This window comes from Mesorhizobium sp. URHB0026, assembly GCF_054059755.1.
This window is the reverse complement of sequence record NZ_JBSSCN010000001.1, coordinates 3,862,672-3,878,472: the sequence shown is the minus strand read 5'-3', so window position 1 is coordinate 3,878,472 and position 15,801 is coordinate 3,862,672. Positions and strand designations below refer to the sequence as shown.

The following is a 15,801-nucleotide window of genomic DNA, read 5'->3' as shown; positions in this document are numbered from 1 at the left end:
ACGGGATTCTCGAATATGTTCAAGCTTCAAAGCTTGATCACATACTGCTTGCGAGTCGTTTCAAGCACTTCCCAGCTGCCCTTGAAGCCTGGCCGCAGCACGAAACTGTCACCGGCTTTGACGGTGCGCGCTTCGGCGCCCTCTTCGGCGATTACCGAAACACCTGAGAGAATGTGGCAGAACTCCCATTCGTCATAGACGATGCGCCACTTGCCGGGGGTCGATTCCCAGATGCCGGCATAGAGGCCGCCGTCGCGCTCCTCGACATTCCAGGTGCGGAATTTCGGATCGCCCGAGATCAGGCGATCCGGCGCCGGCGCACCGGATTCGGGCTCGACGCTTTTGGCGTCGACGGAAAGAAACGCGGTCATATCAGGTCAGACCTTGGCGAGTGCCTGTTCGAGGTCGGCGACAATGTCGGTGACATCCTCGATGCCGATGGACAGCCGCACCGTGTCCGGCCCGGCACCAGCCTTGACCTTCTGTTCGTCGGAAAGCTGCCTATGCGTGGTCGAGGCCGGATGGATGACCAGCGACTTGGTGTCGCCGACATTGGCCAGGTGCGAGAACAGTTCGAGTGCCTCGACGAATTTGATGCCGGCCTCGTAGCCGCCCTTCAGACCGAAGGTGAACACGGCGCCAGAGCCCAGCGGCGAATATTTCTTCTGTAGCGCGTTGTTCTTGTCGCTGGGCAGGCCGGGATAATTCACCCAGGCGACCTTGGGGTGATTGGACAGCCAGCCAGCGACGGTGATCGCATTGTCGCAATGGCGCTGCATGCGCAGCGGCAAGGTCTCGAGGCCGGTAAGGATAAGGAAAGCATTGAACGGCGAGATCGCCGGGCCGAGATCGCGCAGACCGAGCACGCGCGCGGCGATGGCAAAAGCGAAATTGCCGAAGGTCTCGTGCAGCACGAGGCCACCGTATTCGGGGCGCGGTTCCGACAGCATCGGGTATTTGCCCGACTTCGACCAGTCGAAGGTGCCACCGTCGACAATGACGCCGCCAATCGAATTGCCGTGGCCGCCCATGAACTTGGTCAGCGAATGCACGACGATGTCGGCGCCATGCTCGATCGGCCGGATGAGATAGGGGGAGGCCAGCGTGTTGTCGACGATCAGCGGCAATCCGTGCTTGCGGGCGATGTCGCCGATCTTCTCGATATCGACGAAGGTGCCGCCCGGATTGGCCAGGCTCTCGATGAAGATCGCCTTGGTCCTGTCGTCGATCTGGCTCTCGAAGGTCGAGATGTCGTTGGTTTCGGCCCAGCGCACCTCCCAGCCATAATTCTTGAAGGCATGGCCGAACTGGTTGATCGAACCACCGTAAAGCTTGTTGGCGGCGACGAAGTTGTCACCGGGCTGCATCAGATTGTGGAACACGATGACCTGCGCGGCATGGCCGGAAGCGACCGCAAGGGCGGCCGTGCCGCCCTCGAGGGCCGCGACGCGCTCTTCGAGCACTGCCTGGGTCGGGTTCATGATGCGGGTGTAGATGTTGCCGAACGCCTTTAGCCCGAACAGCGAAGCGGCGTGGTCGGCGTCATCAAAAACAAAGGAGGTCGTCTGGTAGATCGGCGTGGCGCGTGCGCCGGTCGCCGGATCGGGCTTGGCGCCGGCATGGACGGCGAGCGTGTTGAAACCGGGCGAACGGGTCACTGAAACCTCCCTTTGAACTTCTTAAATTAGCCATGCATTCTTGGCGAAGGCGGCGTGCGAATGCAAAGAAGAAAATACCTTTCGGCGCCGGTCCTCCGATCACACCGCAAGATAATGCGGCATTCAGCGGAATAATTTTGCGCCTCTGCGCCGCGCCTATTTCTGACGCACGCCGAAACTCTGGAAGCCCTGGCGCATCAGCGGCTTCTTGGACGACAGGACGCCGGAGTTGACGCCGGTCCAGCCGATCTCGCCGGAGAGCTTGCCATACTCGATCTTGGGGCAGCGGTTCATCACCACCTTGATGCCGGCCGCTTCGCCACGGGCGGCTGCCTCGTCATGGCGCACGCCAAGCTGCATCCAGATGACTTTCGGCAAGGGATCGAGTTGCAACACCTCGTCGAGGACGCCAGGGACCGCCGCGGCATTGCGGAAAATATCGACCATGTCGATCGGCTCCGGTATGTCGGCCAGCCTGGCATAGGTCATTCGGCCGAGGATTTCCTTGCCGGCCTGGCCAGGATTGATCGGGAACACCGAAAACCCTTTGGCCAGCAGGTATTTCAGGACGAAATAGCTCGGCCTGACATCATTGGCCGACGCCCCGACCATAGCGATCGTCTTCACCGAATTGAGGATGCCACCGATATAGGCGTTGTCGTAGCTATCGTGATTCATGTCTCGCCCTCATACAACGCCTCGGCGAGAAAACCATCCGGGTCATTGCTGAAATCGCGCAGCATGCGGAAGTGGTCCGTATCACGAAAGTCGGCAGGCTCGAGCCCGAAGCGGCTGATGCGGAACAATTGCGCGCCGGGACAGGCCATCAATAGCGGCGAATGGGTCGCCATGATCACCTGCGCGGTGCCCGATTGGTCCATGCGCCGCAGCATCTTCAGCAATTCGATCTGGCGCGTCGGCGAAAGCGCGCTCTCGGGCTCGTCGAGAATATAGATGCCTTGCCTGCGGCAGCGCTCCTCGAAGAAGTGGATAAAGCCTTCGCCATGCGACCAGGACAGAAAGTCGGGCGGTATTCCGCCGGATTCCCTGGCCGCCTCGTCGAGGTAACGGGCAACGGAATAGAAGGATTCGGCGCGGAAGAACCAACCGGCAGTAACCTTCGGCAGCCAGTGGCAACGAAACGCATCAGCTAGCGCGGCCCCGCTCTTGTCGACAGCGCGGGAGTGGTCGACCGGCCGGTAGCCCTTGCCGCCTCCAGCTTCGTCATAACCGGCCAGCGCGCCGATGGCCTCCAGCAGCGTGGATTTACCGGTGCCGTTCTCGCCGACGATGATGGTGATGGGCGTGGTGAATTCGAGCTCGAACGCGTGGCGGCGAAACAGCGGCAGGTTCCAGGGATATTTTTCCCAGTCAGCCGCCCGCTCGGCATCGAGCAAAATCCGTTTGAGGTACGGTGCCTTGAGCCGTGTCAGTTGCTTGCGGTAGGCCATCAATCAGGCAGCGAAATCGTGCCGTCGTCCGCGATCGGAAAGGCCGGATTGTGCGCCACCTCCCAAACATGCCCGTCGGCATCGGCGAAATAGCCGTACCAGCCGCCCCAGAAGGCGCGGCCAGCCGGCTTGACGATATGGCCGCCAGCCTTCTCGGCCATGGCGAGCACTTCGTCGACCTCGGCGTCGGAGCGGGTGTTGTAGGCGAGATAGACCGCCGAGGGCGCCTGGGCGAAGGTGATGCCGGAGTCCTCCTCGGCGCTGGGGCGCGGGAACAGGCCGAGGATGGCGCCGCCCATCTGGAAGAAGGCAACGCCGTCGGTAATTCCTGCGTGGCGCTTCAGACCCATCGCCTCGTAGAAGCGCACGGCGCGATCCAGATTGTCGGTGGCGATGGTGATGATGGAAATGCGCGGTTCCATGATCCTATTCGTCCGTCCATTCCGCCTTGCGCTTGCCGATGAAGGCGCCGATGCCCTCTTCCGCGTCCCGCGCCAGCATGTTCTCGACCATGACCCGGCCGGTATAGGCATAGGCATCGGCCAAGCCCATCTCGGCCTGCGCGTAAAAAGCTTCCTTGCCGGTCTTGATCACCAAAGAGGATTTGGAAGCAATGGTTTGCGCGTATTTGGTGACTATCTGATTCAGGTACTCGCGTGGCACGACGCGGTTCACGAGGCCGAACTCCTTGGCGGTCGCGGCGTCGATCGTCTCGCCGGTCAAGAGCATTTCCATCGCCTGCTTGCGCGAGACGTTGCGCGACAGCGCCACCATCGGCGTCGAACAGAACAGGCCGATGTTGACGCCCGGCGTGCAGAAGGTCGCCTCGTGCGAGGCGATCGCCAGGTCGCAGCTGGCGACCAATTGCAGGCCGGCGGCTGTCGCCAGACCATCCACCTCGGCGATGACAGGCAAGGGATGGCGCACGATCGTCTGCATCAGCATGGCGCAAGCGGCAAAGGTCTCTTCGAAGAAGGCCTTGCCGCGATCGGCATCGGCACGCCGCGCGGTCATTTCCTTGAGGTCGTGGCCCGCGCAGAACACCTTGCCCGCCGCCGACAGCACAATAACGCGAACCGCCTTGTCCGCCTTGGCGCGTTCCAACTCAGCCACGAGCGCCGCCATCACCGAAAGCGACAGGGCATTGGCGGGCGGATTGGCGAGCGTCAGGCGCAGCACGCCCTTCTCCTGTCTTGTCGTGACCGGGCCCTCGTCGGCGGCAGCAGGCTTGATGGCAAGGATTTCGGCCATGGCTAAGGTCTCCGCGATTCCGGTCGTGCTGGCAGTATCTAATATCGGATCGGGTTTCGTCCAACACCCATCGCTTGCGCCAGGGTGATGTATATGTTGCCAGAAACACCCGGCAGCGCCCATACAGGCTTGGCGCAGAACGAGAGACCGACATGCCCGCCCACACCAACCTCAAGCCGGTGCTGACCGCTGCGCAGATCAATTTGTTGATGGAAACCGTCTTTCCCCAACTCAATGAGAGTGCCGCCGCCTACGAGGCGATCGACGTGTTTCCAGGCGGCTGCATCGTACGGCTCAATGCCGGCGAACGGCATTTGCGTCCCGGCGGCACGGTGTCCGGCCCCGCCCTGTTCACGCTGGCCGACATTGGCGGCTATGTCTGCGTGCTCAGCCATGCCGGGCCGGATGCGCTCTCGGTCACCACCAACCTCAACATCAATTTCGTGCGAAAGGCCGAGGCCGGACCGATCGATGGCCATTGCCGCATCCTGAAGCTCGGCAAGAGCCTGATGGTGTTCGATATTGACATCGTCGCCGGCCCGGAAGGACACACGATCGCGCATGCCACGGGCACCTACTCGATCCCGCCGCGGTGATCGTAACGATTGAACTTCTCGGCGATGTCGCCAAATAAGCTGGCTTGACAGCGCGTTTGGTACGCCGGCAAGCGTGGTAAAATAATACCTTTTATACAAATAGCTGTATTTGCTTAGTTTTCTTGGCTATCTGCTTTTGCTATCGCCTTGACGCGATCCCTCCCCTCGCCTATAAGCCCTCACGAAACAGCGGCCCGCAAAGGCCGCCGTTTTATTATTGGCACCGGGCAAACGCTTTTCGCCAATCCAAGCAACAAGAAACGCCTTCGCTTTGAAGGTCAGAACCGAGAGCAGAAAACATGACAACCTTTTCGCAGAAGCCTGCGGATGTGGTGAAGAAGTGGATCCTGATCGACGCCGAAGGTCTCGTCGTTGGTCGTCTCGCCACTGTCATCGCCAATCATCTTCGCGGCAAGCACAAGCCGACCTTCACCCCGCATGTCGACGACGGCGACAATGTCATCGTCATCAATGCCGACAAGGTGGTGTTCACCGGCAAGAAGTTCACCGACAAGGTCTATTACTGGCACACCGGCCACCCCGGCGGCATCAAGGAGCGCACCGCGCGCCAGCTGCTCGAGGGCCGCTTCCCCGAGCGTGTCGTCGAGAAGGCCGTTGAGCGCATGGTTCCGCGTGGCCCGCTCGGCCGCCGCCAGATGAAGAACCTGCGCGTCTATGCAGGTGCCGAGCATCCGCATGTCGCCCAGCAGCCAGAAGTCCTCGACGTGGCCAAGCTGAATTCCAAGAACAAGAAGGTCGCATAAGATGGCTGAGCTTTCCTCGCTCGCAGAACTGGGCGCCGCCACCGGCAATACCAACACGCAGGCCGCCGCCCCCGTCCACGTCCAGAAGCTCGACAAGTCGGGCCGCGCCTACGCCACCGGCAAGCGCAAGAACGCCATCGCGCGCGTCTGGGTGAAGCCGGGTTCCGGCAAGATCGTCGTCAACGACAAGGAATTCGCGACCTATTTCGCGCGTCCGGTCCTGCAGATGATCCTCAACCAGCCGATCATCGCGTCCAACCGTTCGGGCCAGTACGACATCATCGCCACCGTCGTCGGCGGCGGGCTTTCCGGCCAGGCCGGCGCGGTGCGTCACGGCATCTCGAAGGCGCTGACCTATTACGAGCCGGCGCTGCGCGCCGTGCTCAAGAAGGGCGGCTTCCTGACCCGCGACAGCCGCGTCGTCGAGCGCAAGAAATACGGCAAGGCGAAGGCCCGCCGCTCCTTCCAGTTTTCCAAGCGCTAAGGCGCGCTTGGGGCGAAGTTCTCGAAGCGCTAAGCGTTTCGACGTTCCAGACAATCGAAAAGGCCGCCTCCGGGCGGCCTTTTGCTTGATGCGACGGATCAATTGATGCTGGCGGTCGCGGCCGGCTCGATGCGTTCGCCCGTGCCGGCATAGGGCACCCGATAACCATTCGCCGCAAGCCAGCCGATCGCCGCTTTCGGCTCGTCGGTCTGGATGATGGTGGCGCCACGATCCGCCCAGAAGCCCCAGGTTTCGCGCGGCAAGCTGGCCTGGACCGCCAGTTCGTCGCCAGGGCCGCCGGCGAGGAAGCCGCCTGGTTTGTTGACGATGGCATAGGTGTCGGCCCAGATGTGCCAGTCACCCCTTACCGCCTCGGCGCGCATGCGCGTGCTGAACAGCGGCCCGCCGGTTTCGGTCAACGTCTCGGCGCCCGCCCGCCAGTTGATCAGTTCGATCGCGCGCGGCGCGAAAGCGTGGTCGACCGTCGAGGCGAAGCCGGCATCATGCACCGCGTCGTCGGCGATGATCGGCATGAACTGGAAGCCACCGCCTGCCGCGGCCATGGCCGCCTTCACCGTGCTGATCCTGTTCTGGTTCCAAAGGTTTTCCTTGACGATAACCTGCTCGGCCATGCCGAGGTCGCGCGCCACCGCGATCATGCCCGGGAGGTCGCCGACTTCGAGCTTGTTGTCGAGATTGATGAGAATCCTGTCCCGTGTCGCCATCAGCATCTCGCGCAACGTCGAGACGGTCTCGTTGGTGACGGCATGGGTGCCCTCGATCACCAGCCGGCATCTCTTCAATTCGGCCAGCGTGTAGTTGATGACCTCGCCCTTGCACGTCGTCGTGCGGTCGAGCCAGCTGTCATGCATGACGATGAACGCGCCGTCCTTCGAGCGCCGGATGTCGACTTCGACGATTTCGGCGCCGATCGCGATCGAGCCTTCCACGGCGGCAAGCGAGTTTTCCGCATAGAGCGTCTTGCCGGCCTGCATGCTGCCGGCGCGATGGGCGGCCACCATGATATGGTCGCGCCACTGATTGGCATGTTCGAAACGGTCGAGGATCTGCCTGGCGCGGGTTTCGCCGGCCAAGGCCTGACCGGAGGCTGCAGAAAGTGCCGTGGAAAGCAGAAGGCTCAGCCAGATCGTCCGCATCGAGAATCGCTCCTTGCCGGATCGAGCCGGGGATAGGCGACATCGGTGACATCCCCGTGAACGAAGCCGGCTAAAGCGCGTCGCGTCGAACGGTTTCAGGCGATGCGCTTTACAGCACGTCGCGGCGAATCGGATTGGCCCGACCTGCTGTAAGCTTCTGATTTATGCATGTCGTTGTCCCGGAACCGGGGATACTTCCGGGCAAGATGCATTAGGTCTTGTTTCTATGCCTGCCGTCTTGCCAAAACCGACCTCACTTTTGGGCGACATGCATTGGCGGTCGGCCGGCGACGCGAGTCAGATACGCTTCGACAGCCTGCGGAACCAGGCCATTGCAGGCATTTCGATCAGGCGCCAAGTCACCCACGACACGGCGATGGTGGCGGCGAGCATGACGACGATCGCCACGGTTCCCGTCCAGCCGGCGCCAAAGCCGGTCGCGGGCTCGCCACGCAGTAGGATGTCGCCAACCAGGCCGAGGCCGAGTTTGCGCTCGACCAGCCCGGCGACATTGATCAGGCGCGCCTGAACGAAGATGTGGACCATGTAGATCGAATAGGACAGCGCGCCGAGCGTCAGCATGAACGGCGTCCTCAGCAACGCGCTGATCCAGCCGCCTTCATGGGCGAAGAGAAACAGTGCCAAGGCGAACACCAGGGGCGCGGCAATGCCGGCGTTATTGTCGCCCGCCAGCGAGACAAAGAGAGCGATGACGGCCACCATGACGATTTCGGCAACAGTCCAGCTCATCCGCGGGCGGTTCGCGGCCAGAACCTGTCGCGCCCTTGCAATGGAATCATGCTGAAACCAGGCCAGCAGGGCGCCGAGCGAGAAGCCGTAGAGGCAGCGGATGAAGCCGAAATCATAGGACACATCCATATGATGCGTGGAGAAGCCGAGCAGGAACAGCGGCGCGGTGATGGCGGCGGCGACGAACCATATCCAGGCGCGTGCGCCAGCGACGAAGACCACGCCGGCAAACAGCAGATAGGCAAAGAATTCGGCCGAGATGCTCCAGCTCGGGGCGTTCCAGGTCAACCTATCCTCGAAGCCGACACCTTGCAGCAAAAGGAGATTGGCGGCCAAGCTCTTGAGGTCGAAGCCGCCGGTGAAGGGAGCAGCCCCCGTGCCATGCAGCCGGGGCAGCACCAGCCGCAACAGCTCGAAGGCGGCAAAGGCGGCAAGCATGACCAGATGCAGCGGATAGATGCGGCCGAAACGGACCAGCGCGAAGCGGCAGACCTCCTCCGTCCGGCCGAGCCGATCGGCATAGCTGGAGGCGATGACGAAGCCGGAGAGGACGAAGAAGAAGTCGACGAAGAGATAGGACGAACCGATAAAGCTGCTCTGCGAGACCGTCGAGGCGGTCGGGAAATGAAACAGCGCGACCAGCAACGCGCAGATGCCGCGCCACGAGTCGAGAACTCGAAACCGATCGCTGGCGATCGTACCGGTGTGGGTCGACACCACGGCATCCGACGGATTAAGAAACGCGGTCTGCGTCATGATGATACAAGTCCTGTCTTGCCGTGGCACCCGGGCGGCGCGGTTTCGTCTCCCCAAGCCGTGACTGGCATCTTCCATGCCGGTTCTGTAGTTGTTGCACCCCGATGAAAACGAGGACCCGTAATGGCGACCAACACCATCGACCATGCCTTCACCGCCCGCTCCAAAACGGGTGGCGCCCTCGAGCCGACCTACTCCGGCGCGCTGTCTTTCATGCGGCGCAAATACACCAAGGACGTGAAGGGCGCCGATGCGGTGGTGTGGGGCATTCCGTTTGACGCCGCCGTCACCAACCGGCCTGGCGCCCGGTTCGGACCGCAGGCGATCCGCCGCGCCTCCGCGATCCTCGACAACGACCCGCAATACCCGTTCTCGCGCGATCTGTTCGAACACCTTGCCGTGGTCGATTATGGCGATTGCCTGCTCGATTCGGGCAACCACCAGAAGACGCCAGGCACGATCGAGCGCGAAGCGGCCAAAATCCTGAAATCGGGCGCTTTCCTGCTGACGCTCGGCGGAGACCATTTCATCACTTGGCCGCTGCTCAAGGCGCACGCCGCCATCCACGGACCGCTGGCCCTGGTGCAGTTCGACGCCCATCAGGACACATGGCCCGATGACGGCAAGCGCATCGACCATGGTTCCTTCGTCGGCCGCGCGGTCAAGGAAGGCATCGTCGATCCCGATCGCTCGATCCAGATCGGCATTCGCACCCATGCGCCCGACACGTTCGGCATCAAGATTCTCCATGGCCATGAAATCGAGGAAATGCGCGCCTCCGACATCGCCTACGCCATCGTCGATCGCACCGGTGGCAAGAAGACGTATCTGACCTTCGACATCGACTGCCTCGATCCGGCCTATGCGCCGGGAACCGGCACGCCGGTTTCGGGGGGCCCGTCGTCGGCGAAGATCCTGTCGACGCTGCGCCAGCTCAACCAGGTCGATATCGTCGGGGCCGATGTCGTGGAAGTTGCGCCGGCCTATGATCACGCCGATATAACGGCGATCGCCGGCTCGATGGTGGCCATGCAATATCTTGGCCTGCTAGCCGAGCGAAAGGCCCGGATCGAGGAGCTGAACAACGGCAACCACAATGGCGCCGCGGTCAATCATGGCAACGGCATATAGTTTTGAGATATCAGGGAATTTGATCAGGCAATGAAACCGAAAATCTTCATCGACGGCGAGCACGGCACTACCGGCCTCCAGATCCGGGCGCTGCTTGCCGAGCGCGGCGATCTGGAGATCATTTCCATCCCGGTCGAGCGCCGCAAGGAAACGGCCGCGCGCGCCGAATTCCTCAACGCCGCCGATATCGCGATCCTGTGCCTGCCCGACGACGCGGCCAAGGAAAGCGTCTCGCTGATCGCCAACGAAACCACCAAGGTCATCGATGCGTCGACGGCGCATCGAGTGGCCGAAGGCTGGGAATATGGCTTCGCCGAACTGGACAAGGAGCAGGCGAAAAAGATCGCCACGGCCAAGCGCGTCGCCAATCCCGGCTGCTGGCCGCAGGGGCCGATCGCGACGCTCAGGCCACTGGTCACCGCGGGCCTATTGCCGGCGAGTTTCCCGGTCGCGGTCAACGGCATTACGGGGTATTCGGGCGGCGGGCGCCCGATGATCGAGGACTACGTCGCCAAGGGCGAGGACGCCTCGGAATTCCTGCCCTATGGCCTGACCCTGCAGCACAAGCACGTGCCGGAATTGAAAGCCTATGCGAAGCTATCGCATGATCCGATCATGCAGCCGGCGGTGGGCAATTTCGCGCAAGGCATGATCACGGTGGTGCCGCTGCAGCTCGGTGGCCTCGACCGCGTGCCGACGGGCGCCGAACTTCACACCGCCATTTCGGACCATTTCGCCGCGATCAAGGGCGGTGTGGTCGAGGTGGCGCCCTATGCGCATCTGGAACGCGTGCCTGACATCGATCCGGAGATCTACAACGGCACCAACCGCATGAAGCTCTATGTCTTTGCCAACGACAGCAGAGCCCAGGCGCTGCTGCTGGCGGTCTATGACAATCTCGGCAAGGGCGCTTCGGGTGCGGCCGTCCAGAACATGGACCTGATGCTCGGTCTCTGATGGACGCACCAGCCTTTCCAGCGCGCTGGAAGGTCAGCGAACCGGAACTCGTGGCCGAGACCTTTTCGAGCCGCATCTGGAAGGTGCGGCTTGAGGACGGGTCACCTGCCATCGTGAAGGCACTGAAGCCGTTCGACGACGTTGCAGACGAGTTGCGCGGCGAGCATTTCCTTGCCTGGCGGCGCGGCGAAGGAGCGGTGCGGCTTCTCGGCCGCGACGGGCATTCCATGCTGCTCGAATATGGCGGGGACACACTTCTGTCGCAGGTTCTCGACGAACAGGGCAACAATGCAGCGACCGCCATCGCGGCGGATGTGATGGCGAAATTGTTTTCGCCATCTGATCACCCCTACCCGCCCGAGCTTCAGCCGCTGAGGGAGCGGTTCGCCAGTCTTTTCAAGAAGGCCGCAAGCGATCGTGACCTCGGCGATCACAGCCTCTATGTCGAGGCCGCGGCCATCGCGGATCGACTGCTGGCCAATCCGCATCAGATCAGGCCACTGCATGGCGACCTGCATCACGAGAACATCCTGCGGGGACCGCGCGGCTGGCTGGCGATCGATCCGAAGGGCGTGCTCGGCGATCCCGGCTTCGACGCCGCCAACATGTTTTACAACCCGCTCGATCGCGATGCACTTTGCCTAGCCCCGGCGCGGATCGCGCTTATGGCCGAAATCTTTGCCCGGACGCTGGGGCAATCACCGGCAGCGATACTGGACCACGCCCTCGCCTATGGCTGCCTGTCCGCGGCCTGGCACCATGAGGACGGCAATGCGATCGAGGAGAACCGCGAACTGTCGGTCGCCACGGCGATCCGGACGGTGCGGACCCGTTTCTGAATCACGGAAGACCAGGCGGCCAAGGCCGGCCAGGACAAATCGGCACCATCCGCCGCCGCCCTGCGTCAGGCCGAATTCGACGGCGAGAAGAAGACGAAGTCGAACGAATTCTGGATGTGATCGGCAGCACTCAACGTCCGACGGCAATCTCGTTGGGCAAGGGATATGCGCCCTTGGTGCCGCGCCAATGCGCTGCGGCAAAGCCCAGCACGACGAGCGCAAAAGCCTGATGGGTCAGCGCCATGTGCAAGGGCACCTGCATCAGCAGCGTACCAATACCGATCGAAGCCTGCACCAGCACCAGAACGAACAACAGTGTCGCGCGTCGCGCGTGCGTCGAGCCGGGCAGCCGCCGACGCGTGGCGATCAGGTGCCAGAGCGCGACGGCAAACACCGTATAGGCGCCAAGCCGGTGGATGAACTGCACCGTTTTCGGGCTTTCGAAGAAATTGCGCCACGCCGGCTCGAGAATGAGCAGATCGCCGGGGATGATCCGGCCGTCCATCAGCGGCCACGTGTTGTAGCTCATGCCGGCGTCGAGACCGGCGACCAGACCGCCGATATAGATCTGGACCAGCGCCAAAAGCACGATGAAACCGGCCAGACGCTGCGTCGAGCGATCGGCCGCGGGTTCGGAATGCGGCGCCAGGCCACGCGCGACGACCATGGTCGCGGTGAAGATCAGTGCCGCCAGCGTGAGATGCGTCGCCAGCCTGTACTGGCTCACCGAGACGCGGTCGGCCAGTCCGGATGCCACCATCCACCAGCCGATGGCCCCCTGAAGGCCGCCGAGAAGCAGAATGCCGACCAGTTTCGGCCCAAGGCCGCGCTCGATGCGACGCGTCGCCCAGAAGACCAGCAGCGGCAAGGCAAAGACCAGACCGACGCTGCGCGCCAGCAGGCGATGCGCCCATTCCCACCAGAAGATCGACTTGAACGCCTCGACGCTCATGCCCTTGTTGAGTTCGGTGTATTGCGGGATCTGTTGATAGCGCTGGAATTCCTCCTGCCACTCGGCGTCGTTGAGCGGCGGGATGACGCCGTGGATCGGCTGCCATTCGGTGATCGAAAGGCCGGACTGGGTCAACCGCGTGGCGCCGCCAACCAGCACCAGCGCGAACAGCACTAGGAGCACGACGTAAAGCCAGCCGCGCACGAGTGCCCGGTTGTGCAGATCGCGATCGCGGGCCTGATAGGGCGCGGCGGCAGTGATGGCGGCCATGGATATGTCCCGGCAGGTTGAATGTCGCGGATTGGTGAACCATCGCACTCCGGCTGGCAAGGCCGCGCAGCGCGGCACGCCGTCGCGCCCGGTGTCGTGGGTTGCGCGTGCCCCGCGTTCGGCCTAAGCGGTAGCCATCAACGAGGCCAAGACATGCCCATTCGCCTGAAAAAACTGATCGGAATGTTCCTGCTGTTGGCGCTGGTCATCATCTACGCGCTGGTCGCCTCGATCTTCGCCGTCGCCCGCCTGTCGGAATCGGGCGCGCTGGTGCAATTCCTGTTTTTCCTCGTCAGCGGCCTGCTTTGGGTGCTGCCGGCGATGGGCATCATCAAATGGCTGATGCTGGAGCCGCGGACTAAGCGCTGAGCCCTGCCCGGCCAGGCCGTACGTCAGACGGTAACAAGCATCTTGCCGGCATTGGCGAGCGGGGTCGTCACGCCCGACAGCATAGTGCGGATGTGGGCGAGGCTCTGGTAGCGGCCATTGACCGAAATGCGCGGCAGGGCATGCAGGAAGCCGGCATGTTCGGCGCGCAGCACGCCGTGGCGGGTGGTCACCGCGGAGGCATAGCCGGCGTCGCGCGCAAAGCCCACTTCGCGGCAGCCGACGGCGCTGGCATAGCCATAGGGATAGGCAAAATGGCTCGGCTCCTCGCCAAGCCCGGTCCGCAGCATGTCCTTGACGGCGCCGATCTCGCGCCGCGCATCAGCCTCGGAAAGCCGCTTCAGATTGCTGTGGTTGATCGTGTGGGCGCCTATCGTCACCAGCGGGTGCGCGGCGACGGCGCGGATCTCATCCCAGGTCATCAGCGTGCGCAGGCGCGGGGCGTCGGCGTCGACGCCATGCGACGCGGCGAGACCGCGCAGCACGGTCCGCAGGTCTTCCTCGCGAACCTCGGTGGTGAAATAGGCATGCAGGCGGGCGATGGCCTGATGTTTCCTGGCGGGGGTCGCGCAATCGATCACCGCAGGGCCGTTCGATGTGGCCAAGGTCAGCCGGTCGCATGCCTTGACGATGTCCTCCACCACATCCCACCAAAGGTGGGCGGAGCCATCGATCAGCCCGGGCGCCACATAGATGGTGAGCGGCGCGCCATGTTTTTCCAGCACCGGCAGGGCCTCGGTCATGTTGTCGCGATAGGCATCGTCGGCGGTGATGGTGGCGAACCGGCCGCCCTTGCCGCCCGCCTTGATACGCTGCACCGCTTCATCCATCGAAACGAAGGCATAGCCGCCCGCTTTCATGTCGGCGATCACGGCATCGAGGAAACTGGGCGCGATGTTGAGGTGCCGGTTGACGCTGTCGGGCTTTTCGGGCGTCGCCGTCACGCGATGCAGCATCAGGATGGCGCCGATGCCGCCGACAAACGGCCTGGCCAGCGGTGCGAGGCCGGTATAACGGGCGACGTTGAGCGCCAGTTTCCGGATTGCCTCCCCACCGTCGATCATTCATTCACCTTTTGCGCCTAGGCTAACCAAGCACGGAATACGCCCGAGCGCCTCCCAAATCGGGATCAATACGCCTTAAGGATTGAGGTATGGTTGACGCGACCGCGTCATTTGATGGCAAGCGGCTCGCGTCGAGCCACGCCTCGCCACGCACACTGCCCAGAAATGCCGCGGGGCCGTCGGTTTCCATTGCCGCCGCCGAGGGGCTCGCGGCATATGCGACGTTCTGTCGTTCGGCGCTCTGTGCTCCGGCGCAAACTGGGGCATGGGTGTTGAACTGGGCCGCCGAGGTCAAGCCCGATCTGCTCATTGCCACGCTGGAACTGGAGGGCAAGCCGGCCTTCGCACTGGCGCTGGAGGTGGTCAAGCGCGGCCCGTTGCGGGTCGCCCAGTTCATGGGCGGCCGCCACGCCAATGGCAATTTCTGCGCCGTCGAACCGCAATGGCTGGCCAGCGGCGACCTCACGGCCATCCGATCTATGCTCGCGACGATCGCCAAATTCCGACCCGACATAGATCTCATCGCGCTGGAAAGATTGCTCCCCGATCTTGACGGCATCGCCAATCCGCTGGCATCGCTCGATCACTTCGCCAGCCCCAATCTTTCGCTGGCCGTCGACCTCAGCGGCGGGTTCGATGCGCTGCTGCTGCGCGCCAGCGGCAAGCGCAAACGCAAGAAGCATCGCTCGCAAACGCGCAAGTTCGAGGCTGTCGGTAGCTACCGGCGCATCGAGGCGAGCAGCGCCGACGACGTGGAGAGGCTGCTCGACGCGTTCTTCGAGATGAAGGAACAGCGCTTCCGCAAGATGGGCATCGCCAACGTCTTCGGTGACGACCGGACACGCGCCTTCTTCCAGGGCCTGTTCAAGCAAGCACTTGCCGACGACAAGCCCTGCTTCGTGCTGCACGGGCTGGAAGTCGCCGGCAAGCTGCGCGCCGTCACCGGAGCGAGCCGCTCGGGCAGCAGGCTGATCTGCGAGTTCGGAGCGATCGCCGAGGATGATCTTGCCCACACCAGCCCGGGCGATTTCCTGTTCTTCGACAACATCCAGGATGCCTGCCGGAGCGGGTTCGCGGTTTATGATTTCTCCGTCGGAGACGAACCTTACAAACGGTTATGGTGCGATATCGAAACCCGGCATTTCGAGGTCCTCGTCCCGCTGACGCTCAAGGGCCGTGCGCTGCGACAGGCACTTCGCCAAGGCGCGCGGCTGAAGACCGTCGTCAAGAACAGCCCGACAATCTGGAAGCTCGCCAAGCTTCTGCGTCGCAAGGCAGCCGGCCAGGCGCCACTGGCCGCCGGCGACGACGACAACTAGGCCTGCCGCGGCTTG

General features: G+C 62.9%; 18 protein-coding genes. 8 read left to right on the top strand and 10 right to left on the bottom strand.

Features of this window, described 5'->3' with window-relative positions; all coding sequences use genetic code 11:
* Nucleotides 1-26 precede the first annotated feature (26 nt).
* From ACVWWD_RS18955 to ACVWWD_RS18930, 6 genes are all read right to left on the bottom strand, one after another.
* The gene (locus ACVWWD_RS18955; protein WP_352572802.1) at nt 27-371 is read right to left on the bottom strand and encodes a cupin domain-containing protein; all 345 of its coding nucleotides are present in this window, start codon (nt 369-371) and stop codon (nt 27-29) included.
* A gap of 6 nt (nt 372-377) precedes the next feature.
* Nucleotides 378-1,658, bottom strand: coding sequence for an O-acetylhomoserine aminocarboxypropyltransferase (locus ACVWWD_RS18950; RefSeq protein WP_023773229.1), 1,281 nt, complete (start codon nt 1,656-1,658; stop codon nt 378-380).
* A 156-nt stretch (nt 1,659-1,814) separates the two neighbouring features.
* Complete coding sequence (locus ACVWWD_RS18945) at nt 1,815-2,336, bottom strand: CoA-binding protein (RefSeq protein ID WP_023783837.1); 522 nt, start codon at nt 2,334-2,336, stop codon at nt 1,815-1,817.
* Nucleotides 2,333-3,109 (bottom strand): AAA family ATPase, encoded by a 777-nt coding sequence (locus ACVWWD_RS18940; protein ID WP_023773231.1) that lies wholly within the window; start codon nt 3,107-3,109, stop codon nt 2,333-2,335. Before ACVWWD_RS18940 ends, ACVWWD_RS18945 begins: the two co-directional genes overlap by 4 nt.
* The gene (locus ACVWWD_RS18935; RefSeq protein WP_352549079.1) at nt 3,109-3,531 is read right to left on the bottom strand and encodes a VOC family protein; all 423 of its coding nucleotides are present in this window, start codon (nt 3,529-3,531) and stop codon (nt 3,109-3,111) included. The genes ACVWWD_RS18940 and ACVWWD_RS18935 overlap by 1 nt, the downstream gene beginning before the upstream one ends.
* 4 nt (nt 3,532-3,535) lie before the next feature.
* Nucleotides 3,536-4,360: an enoyl-CoA hydratase gene (locus ACVWWD_RS18930; RefSeq protein WP_023773233.1), complete on the bottom strand. Its 825-nt coding sequence runs from the start codon at nt 4,358-4,360 to the stop codon at nt 3,536-3,538.
* Between the two features lie 152 nt (nt 4,361-4,512).
* On the opposite strand from ACVWWD_RS18930, the gene ACVWWD_RS18925 reads away from it, so the two are divergent.
* The 3 genes from ACVWWD_RS18925 (at nt 4,513) to rpsI (ending at nt 6,204) form a co-directional block, all read left to right on the top strand.
* Nucleotides 4,513-4,956 (top strand): PaaI family thioesterase, encoded by a 444-nt coding sequence (locus tag ACVWWD_RS18925; protein WP_352549076.1) that lies wholly within the window; start codon nt 4,513-4,515, stop codon nt 4,954-4,956.
* Nucleotides 4,957-5,255: 299 nt separating this feature from the next.
* Nucleotides 5,256-5,720, top strand: coding sequence for a 50S ribosomal protein L13 (rplM, locus tag ACVWWD_RS18920; RefSeq protein WP_010915638.1), 465 nt, complete (start codon nt 5,256-5,258; stop codon nt 5,718-5,720).
* 1 nt (nt 5,721) lies between these two features.
* Nucleotides 5,722-6,204, top strand: a complete 483-nt coding sequence (rpsI, locus tag ACVWWD_RS18915) for a 30S ribosomal protein S9 (RefSeq protein WP_015318209.1) — start codon at nt 5,722-5,724, stop codon at nt 6,202-6,204.
* A 98-nt stretch (nt 6,205-6,302) separates the two neighbouring features.
* On the opposite strand, the gene ACVWWD_RS18910 is transcribed toward rpsI, so the two are convergent.
* Both ACVWWD_RS18910 and ACVWWD_RS18905 read right to left on the bottom strand, forming a co-directional pair.
* Entirely contained in the window at nt 6,303-7,361 is a 1,059-nt protein-coding gene (locus ACVWWD_RS18910; RefSeq protein ID WP_457103236.1) for a glycerophosphodiester phosphodiesterase family protein, read from the bottom strand.
* Between the two features lie 297 nt (nt 7,362-7,658).
* Entirely contained in the window at nt 7,659-8,867 is a 1,209-nt protein-coding gene (locus ACVWWD_RS18905; RefSeq protein ID WP_023773236.1) for an acyltransferase family protein, read from the bottom strand.
* Nucleotides 8,868-8,990: 123 nt separating this feature from the next.
* On the opposite strand from ACVWWD_RS18905, the gene speB reads away from it, so the two are divergent.
* Genes speB through ACVWWD_RS18890 form a run of 3 tightly spaced genes read left to right on the top strand, consistent with a single transcriptional unit; the run spans nt 8,991 to nt 11,794 of the window.
* Nucleotides 8,991-9,998 carry an agmatinase gene (gene speB / locus ACVWWD_RS18900; protein ID WP_023795080.1) on the top strand — a complete coding sequence of 336 codons (1,008 nt, stop codon included), beginning with the start codon at nt 8,991-8,993 and terminating at the stop codon, nt 9,996-9,998.
* Between the two features lie 30 nt (nt 9,999-10,028).
* Nucleotides 10,029-10,955: an N-acetyl-gamma-glutamyl-phosphate reductase gene (gene argC / locus ACVWWD_RS18895; protein WP_023773238.1), complete on the top strand. Its 927-nt coding sequence runs from the start codon at nt 10,029-10,031 to the stop codon at nt 10,953-10,955.
* On the top strand, nt 10,952-11,794 hold the full coding sequence (locus tag ACVWWD_RS18890; RefSeq protein WP_457103637.1) for an aminoglycoside phosphotransferase family protein: 843 nt from the start codon (nt 10,952-10,954) through the stop codon (nt 11,792-11,794). Before argC ends, ACVWWD_RS18890 begins: the two co-directional genes overlap by 4 nt.
* Nucleotides 11,795-11,924: 130 nt before the next feature.
* Here ACVWWD_RS18890 and ACVWWD_RS18885 read toward each other — a convergent pair whose 3' ends face one another.
* On the bottom strand, nt 11,925-13,016 hold the full coding sequence (locus ACVWWD_RS18885) for a COX15/CtaA family protein (RefSeq protein WP_352549069.1): 1,092 nt from the start codon (nt 13,014-13,016) through the stop codon (nt 11,925-11,927).
* A 153-nt stretch (nt 13,017-13,169) separates the two neighbouring features.
* On the opposite strand from ACVWWD_RS18885, the gene ACVWWD_RS18880 reads away from it, so the two are divergent.
* The gene (locus ACVWWD_RS18880) at nt 13,170-13,385 is read left to right on the top strand and encodes a DUF2842 domain-containing protein (RefSeq protein ID WP_015318215.1); all 216 of its coding nucleotides are present in this window, start codon (nt 13,170-13,172) and stop codon (nt 13,383-13,385) included.
* A 23-nt stretch (nt 13,386-13,408) separates the two neighbouring features.
* On the opposite strand, the gene ACVWWD_RS18875 is transcribed toward ACVWWD_RS18880, so the two are convergent.
* On the bottom strand, nt 13,409-14,467 hold the full coding sequence (locus ACVWWD_RS18875) for a polysaccharide deacetylase family protein (RefSeq protein ID WP_352549066.1): 1,059 nt from the start codon (nt 14,465-14,467) through the stop codon (nt 13,409-13,411).
* Nucleotides 14,468-14,556: 89 nt separating this feature from the next.
* Between ACVWWD_RS18875 and ACVWWD_RS18870 the strand changes: the two genes are divergently transcribed.
* Nucleotides 14,557-15,786: a GNAT family N-acetyltransferase gene (locus tag ACVWWD_RS18870; protein WP_352549064.1), complete on the top strand. Its 1,230-nt coding sequence runs from the start codon at nt 14,557-14,559 to the stop codon at nt 15,784-15,786.
* Nucleotides 15,787-15,801 lie beyond the last annotated feature (15 nt).

Bases quoted from the DNA above. Each gene is read 5' to 3' on its own strand.
- ACVWWD_RS18955 (WP_352572802.1), bottom strand. From the start codon at position 371: ATGACCGCGTTTCTTTCCGTCGACGCCAAAAGCGTCGAGCCCGAATCC.
- ACVWWD_RS18945 (WP_023783837.1), bottom strand. From the start codon at position 2,336: ATGAATCACGATAGCTACGACAACGCCTATATCGGTGGCATCCTCAAT.
- ACVWWD_RS18940 (WP_023773231.1), bottom strand. From the start codon at position 3,109: ATGGCCTACCGCAAGCAACTGACACGGCTCAAGGCACCGTACCTCAAA.
- ACVWWD_RS18935 (WP_352549079.1), bottom strand. From the start codon at position 3,531: ATGGAACCGCGCATTTCCATCATCACCATCGCCACCGACAATCTGGAT.
- ACVWWD_RS18930 (WP_023773233.1), bottom strand. From the start codon at position 4,360: ATGGCCGAAATCCTTGCCATCAAGCCTGCTGCCGCCGACGAGGGCCCG.
- ACVWWD_RS18925 (WP_352549076.1), top strand. From the start codon at position 4,513: ATGCCCGCCCACACCAACCTCAAGCCGGTGCTGACCGCTGCGCAGATC.
- rplM (WP_010915638.1), top strand. From the start codon at position 5,256: ATGACAACCTTTTCGCAGAAGCCTGCGGATGTGGTGAAGAAGTGGATC.
- rpsI (WP_015318209.1), top strand. From the start codon at position 5,722: ATGGCTGAGCTTTCCTCGCTCGCAGAACTGGGCGCCGCCACCGGCAAT.
- ACVWWD_RS18910 (WP_457103236.1), bottom strand. From the start codon at position 7,361: ATGCGGACGATCTGGCTGAGCCTTCTGCTTTCCACGGCACTTTCTGCA.
- ACVWWD_RS18905 (WP_023773236.1), bottom strand. From the start codon at position 8,867: ATGACGCAGACCGCGTTTCTTAATCCGTCGGATGCCGTGGTGTCGACC.
- speB (WP_023795080.1), top strand. From the start codon at position 8,991: ATGGCGACCAACACCATCGACCATGCCTTCACCGCCCGCTCCAAAACG.
- argC (WP_023773238.1), top strand. From the start codon at position 10,029: ATGAAACCGAAAATCTTCATCGACGGCGAGCACGGCACTACCGGCCTC.
- ACVWWD_RS18885 (WP_352549069.1), bottom strand. From the start codon at position 13,016: ATGGCCGCCATCACTGCCGCCGCGCCCTATCAGGCCCGCGATCGCGAT.
- ACVWWD_RS18880 (WP_015318215.1), top strand. From the start codon at position 13,170: ATGCCCATTCGCCTGAAAAAACTGATCGGAATGTTCCTGCTGTTGGCG.
- ACVWWD_RS18875 (WP_352549066.1), bottom strand. From the start codon at position 14,467: ATGATCGACGGTGGGGAGGCAATCCGGAAACTGGCGCTCAACGTCGCC.
- ACVWWD_RS18870 (WP_352549064.1), top strand. From the start codon at position 14,557: ATGGTTGACGCGACCGCGTCATTTGATGGCAAGCGGCTCGCGTCGAGC.